Origin of the sequence: Acinetobacter sp. GFQ9D191M (assembly GCF_011174875.1) — a bacterium.
In the GTDB taxonomy this organism is placed as follows: Bacteria; Pseudomonadota; Gammaproteobacteria; order Pseudomonadales; family Moraxellaceae; genus Acinetobacter.
The window spans coordinates 1-9,711 of the sequence record NZ_JAALGV010000042.1; the positions used below are offsets into that span (position 1 = coordinate 1).

8 protein-coding genes and 1 pseudogene are annotated in these 9,711 nt (G+C 44.8%); all 9 read left to right on the forward strand.

All coding sequences use genetic code 11. The features are described from left to right. Positions 1 to 39: 39 nt before the first annotated feature. A pseudogene (locus tag G5T77_RS07700) lies at positions 40 to 246 on the forward strand (sulfate ABC transporter substrate-binding protein); the annotation flags it as partial. Positions 247 to 488: 242 nt separating this feature from the next. Next, a complete protein-coding gene (locus tag G5T77_RS07705) occupies positions 489 to 1,508 on the forward strand; it encodes a sulfate ABC transporter substrate-binding protein (protein ID WP_166139554.1) in 1,020 nt (339 codons plus the stop codon). Positions 1,509 to 1,698: 190 nt separating this feature from the next. Further along, the gene (rsmH, locus tag G5T77_RS07710; protein WP_034702209.1) at positions 1,699 to 2,610 is read left to right on the forward strand and encodes a 16S rRNA (cytosine(1402)-N(4))-methyltransferase RsmH; all 912 of its coding nucleotides are present in this window, start codon (positions 1,699 to 1,701) and stop codon (positions 2,608 to 2,610) included. Positions 2,611 to 2,620: 10 nt separating this feature from the next. Continuing rightward, positions 2,621 to 2,953, forward strand: coding sequence for a cell division protein FtsL (ftsL, locus tag G5T77_RS07715; RefSeq protein WP_159122699.1), 333 nt, complete (start codon positions 2,621 to 2,623; stop codon positions 2,951 to 2,953). Between the two features lie 15 nt (positions 2,954 to 2,968). Next, positions 2,969 to 4,792 (forward strand): penicillin-binding protein PBP3, encoded by a 1,824-nt coding sequence (gene ftsI, locus G5T77_RS07720; protein WP_166139556.1) that lies wholly within the window; start codon positions 2,969 to 2,971, stop codon positions 4,790 to 4,792. An 11-nt stretch (positions 4,793 to 4,803) separates the two neighbouring features. Then, a complete protein-coding gene (locus G5T77_RS07725; protein ID WP_166139558.1) occupies positions 4,804 to 6,300 on the forward strand; it encodes a UDP-N-acetylmuramoyl-L-alanyl-D-glutamate--2,6-diaminopimelate ligase in 1,497 nt (498 codons plus the stop codon). An 8-nt stretch (positions 6,301 to 6,308) separates the two neighbouring features. Then, positions 6,309 to 7,712, forward strand: coding sequence for a UDP-N-acetylmuramoyl-tripeptide--D-alanyl-D-alanine ligase (gene murF, locus G5T77_RS07730; protein WP_166139561.1), 1,404 nt, complete (start codon positions 6,309 to 6,311; stop codon positions 7,710 to 7,712). Beyond that, entirely contained in the window at positions 7,713 to 8,831 is a 1,119-nt protein-coding gene (gene mraY, locus G5T77_RS07735) for a phospho-N-acetylmuramoyl-pentapeptide-transferase (RefSeq protein WP_034702197.1), read from the forward strand. It abuts the gene before it with no gap. A 58-nt stretch (positions 8,832 to 8,889) separates the two neighbouring features. Continuing rightward, complete coding sequence (locus G5T77_RS07740) at positions 8,890 to 9,693, forward strand: putative RNA methyltransferase (RefSeq protein WP_034702194.1); 804 nt, start codon at positions 8,890 to 8,892, stop codon at positions 9,691 to 9,693. Positions 9,694 to 9,711: the final 18 nt, after the last annotated feature.

The window sequence follows — 9,711 nt, forward strand, 5'->3', positions numbered from 1 at the left end:
CCCACTTGAGTGAAAACGAAAGTGGTGGGAGTATGTCAATTATATTCACCAAAAGGGCAGGAGCTGGCAGCGAAATATTACTTCCGTCCACGTGATGCTAAAGCAGCAGCAAAATATGCGGCGCAATTCCCAAAAATCCAGACTTTTACCATTGATAAAGTCTTTGGCGGCTGGGCAAAAGCGCAGAAAACCCATTTTGTGAATGGAGCCATCTACGATCAAATCTCTGCGGAAAACCGTAAATAATTCTAATTACTGAACCATAAGTAGAAAGCGGATAATTTATTATCCGTTTTTTTTATATCTAAAGCATAAAATGCTATAAAAATAGAATAAGCCTTTAATTTAGATATTTTTGTTATATAAAACATGAAATTAAAACAAAAAATAACTAAATATTACCCTGTATGCACTTTGTTTGCTCAATTGCGAAAAATAATTTTATTTCATATAGTTATATCTAATGAAGATAATCTCCCGATGCTCTTATGAAAACTCAATTAAAATCACTGGTTAGTGCTGCCTTATTGGCAACAGGTCTGACATTTACTGCAACTTCGAGCCAAGCCGCGGATCGTGAATTCCTGAACGTTTCTTATGATGCGACCCGTGAATTCTATGACGAATTCAACAAATCTTTTGGTGCCTACTGGAAAAAACGAACCGGTATTGATGTGAACTTTAAACAGTCTCACGGCGGTTCAGGTAAACAGGCCCGTTCTGTGGTTGACGGTTTAAAAGGTGATGTGGTGACCTTGGCATTGGCAAACGATATTGAAGAGATCGTAAGATCTGGTCAGATCCAGCCAGGCTGGCAAAAAGAGTTCCCGCACAATTCTGCACCTTATACTTCAACGATTGTCTTCATGGTACGTAAGGATAACCCCAAAGGAATTAAAGACTGGAAAGATCTGACTAAACCGGGTGTAGAAATTATTACACCAAATCCGAAAACTGGTGGCTTGCCACGTTGGGTTTATCTGTCAGCTTGGGGTTATGCAGAGAAACAGCCGGGTGGTAGCAAAGCCAAAGCCCAAGAATTTGTCGGCAAGCTTTATAAAAACGTCAAAGTGATGGACTCTGCTGCACGTGCATCGATGACCACATTTGCTGAACGTAATATTGGTGATGTGTTGTTAACTTGGGAAAATGAAGCCCTAGTAACACAAAAAACTCTCGGTAAAAATAAGTTTGATATCGTTTATCCATCTTTGACCATTCTGACTGAACCCTCTGTAGCCATCGTAGATCGTACCGTAGATAAAAATGGCAATAAATGGTTAGCTAAAGGTTATATCAACTATCTTTACTCTCCACTTGGTCAGGACATGGCAGCACGACATTTCTACCGTCCACGTAATGAGAAAGTATTAGCCAAATATTCATCACAGTTCCCAAAAATTAAAACCTTTACCATTGATGAAGTATTCGGTGGCTGGGCCAATGCACAGAAAACTCACTTTGTGAATGGCGCAATCTTCGACCAGATCTATAACTCGAAGCGTTAATCTGTTGATTAGAAAATAAATTTAAAATATAAAAAAGCTTCCTCGATGGAGGCTTTTTTATCGGCTGTCGAAAAATAAAAACGGTTTTCTCTATAGAAATTAATGTTTATCTACAAAAAGTCGTTTGGAGCTTTAGCTAAACAGAGTGATAATGTGCAGTTAAATTTTTCGCCCTATTGATTGAGTTTTTATGTCACATATTTCTGTATTACTTCACGAAACGATTGATGCCTTACTGGCTGGTCGCAATACGGGAATTTATGTGGATGGAACCTTTGGTCGCGGTGGGCATACACGTTTATTACTTTCCAAATTAGATGAAAATGCACGCGTCTATGCTTTCGATAAAGACCCGCAAGCATTGGCTGTTGCCGCAGAACTGGAACAGGGAGATTCACGTTTTAAAATTATCCATGCCAGCTTCGCTGATTTAAAACAGGCATTAGCTGAGCAGGGTATTGAAAGTGTAGATGGTGTGATGGCTGACTTAGGGGTGTCTTCACCGCAGCTGGATCAGGCAGAACGCGGTTTCAGCTTTATGAAAGATGGCCCGCTGGATATGCGTATGGACAACTCGCAAGGTCCGACTGCAGCAGAATGGCTGGTGGATATTGAAGAAGAAGCACTGGCCAATGTGATTTTTCAGTATGGGGAAGAGCGTTATAGTCGTCGTATAGCCAAAGCGATCAAGGCTGCCGGATATATTGATACCACAGCCAAACTGGCGGAAATTGTGAAAGTTGCCCATCCAAAATGGGAAAAAAATAAACATGCTGCCACCCGAACTTTCCAGGCAATTCGTATTGCTATTAATAAAGAATTAGAAGATATTGAAACTTTCCTCCCTCAAGCGGTTGAAATTTTAAAACCAGAGGGACGTTTGGCTGTGATCAGCTTTCATTCATTAGAAGACCGGTTGATTAAACAGTTTATTCAAAAAGAATCAACGCTTGAAGAAGATTCAGGCTGGGGAATGCCGCAACAACAAAAGGATACGCGACGTTTAAAGAAAATCGCCCGGGTCAAGGCAAGTGATGAGGAAGTTAAAGCCAATCCTCGTTCACGTAGCGCATGGCTGCGCGTGGCAGAACGTTTAGCTTAATAGGCACATCATGAAAACTGAAGTGGTTGATAAAAAAACAGAAAAGTTATGGCTGAAAAAAGTCATTATTTACCTCATATTGATATTGATGGTCTTCATCAGTGCGGTATTTGTCGTCTTCCAAGTCTTTGAATACCGTCAGGATAACCGCAAACTAAGTACCTATCTGCGCGAACGGGATGACCTGAATGCAGAGTGGGGACGTTTGCTGATTGAACAGCAGACTTTCGGTGCGACCGCGCAGATTGGTACCCGTGCAGTGACCCAGTTAAGGATGTATTCACCTCCGATTTCACAGAGTGTCGTGATTTCCTTACCACAACCTTCAGATGAGAAAAAATAAGGCTAGCGCTCGAACATGGTAGACAAGAGAAAGAAGCAACCGGTACGTAAAAAGCAGTCCGTCACCGAGAAAAATGCCTTAAATGTTTATATCAACCGTTTTTACATCATGTGGGCCGTGGTGCTGCTGTGTTTTGTGACACTAATCGGCCGAGCTTTCTATGTGCAGATTATTAATAAGGATTTTCTGCAAAATAAAGCCAATGCCAATATTTTACGAACCAATACCATCAAGGCCATGCGTGGCGTAATTTATGATCGTAATGGTATTCCACTGGCGATCAGTACGCCGATTATGAAAATCGTGATTGACCCACGTGACTATTTTGATAATAAAAGACTCTATGATGAAACCATGCTGGCGCTACAGAAAGAGCCGAATAGCCGTAAACTAAAACGCCAGCTCCCAGATAAAAACCTGAATCTGGATGAGCTGGCTGATGCAGTGGGCATGGATCGTGCTGAATTGCGCAAAAAGATGGAAGAGCGTCCACGTTCACGTTATCTGATCCTGAAAAAAGAAGTGCCGCCACAACAGGCGGAACTGATCATGAAGCGTAATTTCCAAGGTGTGTATACCGAGAAAAACTATAAGCGCTATTATCCTCAGCCCCAGCCAAACTCCCAGATTATTGGTCTGACCAATAGTGAGGGAATTGGGATCGAAGGTCTGGAGATGCAGCTGAATACCCGTCTTGCCGGTCAGGATGGTGAACAGCAGATTATCCGTGACAAAAAAGGCAACCGGGTTAAAGAACCGGAAGTGATTAAAGAAGTTGAGCCAGGTGAAAACATTACCCTGAGTATCGACTCACGTTTACAGTACATTATGTATCGTGAACTGACTGCAGCAGGCGTCGCCAATAATGCCCGCTCCGCAACAGCGATTGCAGTCGACGTCAAAACCGGTGAAATTCTGGCAATGTCTTCTTGGCCCTCTTATAACCCGAATGACAAGAATGGCTTATTAAATAAAGACGCAATGCGTAATCGTGGCGCTGTCGATTCCTTCGAGCCGGGTTCAACCATGAAGCCGCTAACTGTGGCGATGGCTCTAGAGAGCGGGAAATATACGGCCAATTCGGTCATCAATACGAGTCCAGGTAGTATGCGGGTCGGAAACCACACTATTCGTGATACGCATAACTATGGTCAGTTGACGTTGGGTGGGATTATCCAGAAATCATCAAACGTCGGGGTAGCTAAATTAGCTCTGTCACTGCCGTATGAAACTTTACCGACTTTCTATAAACGTCTTGGTTTTGGTCAGCGTTCCGCAGTGAAATTTCCGGGTGAAAGTTCCGGTTTGATTCTGCCGCCAAGTAAATGGAATGTATCTGAAGTAGCAACTATGGCCTATGGTTATGGTCTGAATGCGACTGTGCTGCAACTGGCTGATGCCTATGCCATGCTGGCGAACAAAGGTGTGAAAGTGCCTTTAAGCCTGTATAAATTAGAAGAACAGCCACAGGGCGAGCAGATGATTGATCCACAAATCGCAGAACAGGTTCTGCTGATGATGGAAACAGCAACTCTGCCTGGTGGTACAGCAACCCGTGCAACCGTACCTGGTTATCGTGTTGCAGGTAAAACCGGTACTGCGCATAAATTGCGTGCCGACCGTAAAGGCTATTCAACCAGTGAATACCGTGCCTTATTTGCCGGTGTAGCACCCGTGAGTGATCCGCGTATTGCTATGGTGGTGGTCGTGGAAAATCCGCAAGGGTCTTATTATGGTGGTATGGTATCTGCACCTGTCTTTGCCCGTGTGATGCAGGAATCTTTACGCTTGCTGAATGTCCCGTTGGACAAACCTTTAGAATCTCCCAAAGTCCAGTAAATAGGTGATCAATGTCCATTACATTTCAAGATCTCTACGCCGTTCAAGAACCTGCTGAATGGATGCGACAATCCTTTCAGGGTTTCGAACTGGACAGCCGCAAAGTTAAACTGGGGCAAATTTTTATTGCCCTGACCAGCTTGTCTCAACCTGAAAAAACCGCAGAATATGCCAAAAAAGCCCTGTCATTGGGTGCACTGGCCGTAATTTCAGAACAAGAGCTAGGTGTTACTCCAGCTTTGGTAGTACCCAATGTCCGTCACTTGATGGGCGAGTGGCAAAAGCGCTATCTGCAAGCGACTCAGCCAGTCAAGGCTGCCCGTATTCTGGCCGTAACTGGTACCAATGGTAAAACCACAATTTCCCGTCTGGTTGCTGAGTTGCTGATGCTGCAAGGCAAAGCTTGTGCAGTTATGGGGACTACAGGGAATGGTGTTTTGCCGAATCTGGAAGCCTCTTCTCATACCACACTGGATGCCCTGCAATTGCAAAATGCCTTGCATGCCTATGCACAGGCAGGCGCGGAATTTGCTTCAATTGAAGCGAGTTCGCATGGTCTGGAGCAGGGCCGTCTGAATGGTTGTGCGATTGAAATTGCGGCTTATAGCAATTTAAGTCGTGACCATCTCGACTATCACGGTACGCTGGAAGCTTATGCAGAAGCAAAATCGCGTTTATTCAGCTTTGAATCTCTGAGAGTTGCAGTCATCAATATTGATGACGCACATGCAGAGGTGATGCTGAATACTGCAAAAGCCAATCCGAATCAGCCGAAAATTCTGACTTATTCTTTGTCGCAAGCAGCTGATTATCAGGTTCAGGATATCCAGTACAGTATTTCCGGTGCTGAATTCAAACTGATCACTGCACAAGATACATTTACTGTGCATAGTCCTTTGCTGGGTCATTTCAATATCGAAAATCTGGTTGCTAGCCTGGTTGTGGCAGAGCAAGCCGGTTTTGCATTAGCCGATTTCATTGCAACTGTGCCCGAGCTGAAAGGTGCCCCAGGCCGTATGCAGGTCATTCGTGATGATGAGCGTTTATTTGTTGTGGATTATGCACATACTCCAGATGCCCTGACTCAGGTCTTGCTTACGCTGAAGCGCCATGTCAGTCAAAAACTCTGGGTTGCTTTTGGTTGTGGCGGTGATCGTGATCGTGGCAAACGTCCGCTGATGACTCAGGCGGCCCTCGAAGGTGCTGATATTGCAGTGCTGACTTCGGACAATCCGCGTACTGAAGATCCAAACCAGATTTTCGCTGACATGAAGCAGAGTATCGATTTTTCAGGCAAAACCTATCATGAAATTCATGACCGTCGTGAAGCAATCCGCTTTGTAGTCGACCAGGCGCAGCCAGGTGACATTGTGGTGATTGCCGGTAAGGGACACGAAAATTATCAGGAGATTGATGGGGTGCGACATTGGTTTGATGATGTGGTCGAGGTACAGGCCGCAATTGATGCCCAGCATCATAACCGTGATTTAGCATTTCCAGCGCATTAGGATTTCACATGCATACTTCAACAACAAGTACCGTGCCTCTAGAGTCATGGACAATTGAACAGTTACAGCAAGCCACTCAGGGTTATTGGCTGAATGATAAAAAACCTGAAGGCCAGATTAAGCGGATTTTAACTGATTCCCGTCATGCCGAAGCAGGTGATGCTTTTCTGGCATTGAAAGGTGAGCGTTTTGATGCGCATGACTTTATCGCACAAGTGGCTGAGAAGGGCTGTGGAATCGCGATTGTCAGCCAACCTGTTGACGCAGATATTTGTCAGCTAGTAGTTGAAGATACTCGCCTGGCGCTGGGTCATCTTGGCGCATATCGTCGTCAGCAAAATCCACAGCTCAAAGTCATTGCTTTGACTGGCAGTAGCGGTAAAACCACGACCAAGGAAATGCTGGGCAGTATCCTGTCACGTCTGGCACCGACTTTAGTCACTCGCGGTAACCTGAATAATGATTTGGGTGTCCCAATGATGTTGCTGGAACTGCGTGCTGAACATCAGTATGCGGTGATGGAGCTGGGTGCGAGCCATCAGGGTGAAATTGATTACACTTCCAATCTGGTACAGCCGCATGTGGCCGGTATCATTAATATCGGTACTGCACACTTAGGTGAGTTTGGTGGCCGTGATGGGATTTGTCGCGCTAAATCTGAAATCTATTCACATATTTCTGAAACTTCGATTGTGCCTGCAGCGGATGATTATGCCGAGCAGATTCGTGCAGCCGTCAAAACCGAGAAGACTCTAAGTTTTGGTCAGGGCGGTGATGTCTATGCAACTGACGTAGAACTACATCCGCAATCTGCGACTTTCACGTTAAATACACCACAAGGCACTATAACTGTAAATCTGCCATTTGCTGGTGAACACAATGTGCAGAACGCAACTGCAGCAGTGGCTTTCTCTTTGGCGATTGGTATTAGTCTGGATGATATCGTGGCTGGCCTTGAACAGGCTGTTGGTGCCAAAGGTCGTTTGAACTTTATTCCGCACAAAGATTTTTTATTTATTGATGATACCTACAATGCCAATCCAAGCTCGATGCGTGCAGCGGCTGAAGTTTTAGCGCAGCAGCAGGGTATTCGAGTGATGGTGACCGGTGATATCGGTGAACTGGGTTCATCTGCCGCGATCGAGCATTATAAACTTGGTCGGGATCTGGTATCGGTCAAAGGCATTAATTTTGTGGTGGCTGTGGGTGAATTTGCTCCAGCTGCACAAGAAGGTGCACGTAGTACGCAATATGGTAAGAAGATGCAGGCTTTCCTCAATCAGGAGCAGGCTTTACTATTTTTAATTGATTTGATTGAAACACATCATCCCCAGCCAATGTCTTTTCTATTTAAAGGGTCGCGTTTTGCCCATATGGAAACATTAATGGCTGCATTGATGGAGAAACTCTAAATGCTGTTATGGCTATTTGACCAGCTGGCGGGCTTTGATAGCACGTTTCAGGTGGTTCGTTATTTAACTTTACGTGCTTTGCTCAGCGTTTTGACTGCTATGACTATCGGTTTGGTCTTGGGTCCGATCATGATTCGCAAATTGCAGGCACTAAAATATGGTCAGGCAGTAAGTTCGTTTGCTCCTGAGAATCATGCCAAGAAAATGGGTACACCGACCATGGGTGGGGTATTAATCCTGCTCTCGATCGGGATCTCCACCTTACTGTGGGCGGACCTGACGAATCCTTATGTCTGGATTGTGCTCTCGGTAATGGTGATTTTCGGCGCCGTTGGCTGGGCGGATGACTGGATTAAAATCCGTTATAAAGACAATGCCGGTTTACCTGCACGCAAGAAATTCTTTTGGACGTCTGTAGGTTCAATCGGTGCTGGTATTGCACTGTATGTGATCGCACAGCAGCAACCGAATCCAGTTGTGACTGCCAACATGCTGGATGTGTTGATTCCATTCTTTAAGGATCACACCATTCCATTGTCCGTGATTCCGCTGGGAATTGGTTTCATTATTTTCACTTACTTCGTGATTAATGGCGCATCCAATGCCGTGAACCTGACCGATGGTCTGGATGGTCTGGCAATTATGCCAATTGTCCTGGTTGCAGCCGGTTTAGGGGTGTTTGCTTATCTGGCAGGCGATGTACGTTTCGCTAACTACTTACATATTCCTTATGTGAAATATTCTTCTGAACTGGTAGTCATCTGTGCTGCGATGATTGGTGCCGGTCTGGCATTCCTCTGGTATAACGCTCATCCAGCTCAAGTGTTTATGGGTGACGTGGGTGCATTATCTTTAGGTGCAATGCTGGGTACGATTGCCGTGATGGTACGTCAGGAAATCGTGTTTGCGATTATGGCAGGTGTATTCCTGGTGGAAGCAATTTCAGTCTTCCTGCAAATCGGTTCATTAAGAATGCGTAATAAACGCGTTTTCTTAATGGCACCGCTACACCACCATTATGAAAAGAAAGGTTGGCGTGAAACTCAAGTCGTCATCCGTTTCTGGATTATTACGATTATGCTAGTAGTTTTGGGCCTAATGACCTTAAAATTACGCTAAGAAATGCATTTGAAAAAGTCGGCGCATGCCGGCTTTTTTGTTTTGGAGAAATTAAAAAATGAACCTACTGATGTGTCCTGTTTGTCGTGAGCAGTTACGCTTAAATGAACGTACATGGCGCTGTGACAATCAGCATAGCTATGATGTAGCCAAGCAGGGTTATGTGAACCTGCATGTGGTGCAGCATAAACATAGTAAAAATCCAGGTGATACGCCTGAATCTGTGCAGGCACGCCGTGCATTTCTGAGTGCAGGTCACTATGCACCTCTGCAACAGGCTGTGGTTAAGAAAATCCGTGAGCTGCGGATTGAAAATCTGCTCGATATTGGTTGTGGCGAAGGCTATTACACCAATGCCATGCAGGCTGAAGTCATGCAATGTGTCGGCGTAGATATTGCCAAAAATGCAGTTCAGGTTGCAGCTAAACTGAATAAAGAAATTACCTGGGTGGTAGGGACAGGGGCAACCTTGCCAGTATTGGATCAATTCATTGATCTCTGTACCAGCTTATTTAGCCCGATTCCGAAACAGGAAATCTTGCGGGTATTAAAGCCAAAATCTTATTTGATGGTAGTGACGCCTGCACCACAACATTTGTACGCGATGCGTGAAGCCTTATTTGAGGAAGTGAAAGCACACGAGCCACAGAAATTTGTTGAGCAGTTGCAGGATGTATTTAATCTGGTAAGTGAACAGGTGATTGATGCGCCAATGACTTTGCCTCAAGCGGATTTAAAAAACCTGATTGCTATGACTCCCTATGCTTATAAAGCCAAACCTGAACGCCGTTTGGCACTTGAGCAGCAGGATCAATTCAATTTAATGGCCCAATTCCAGATTTATGTATTTCAGAAGAAGTAAAGTAAGCGTCCGCTGAAC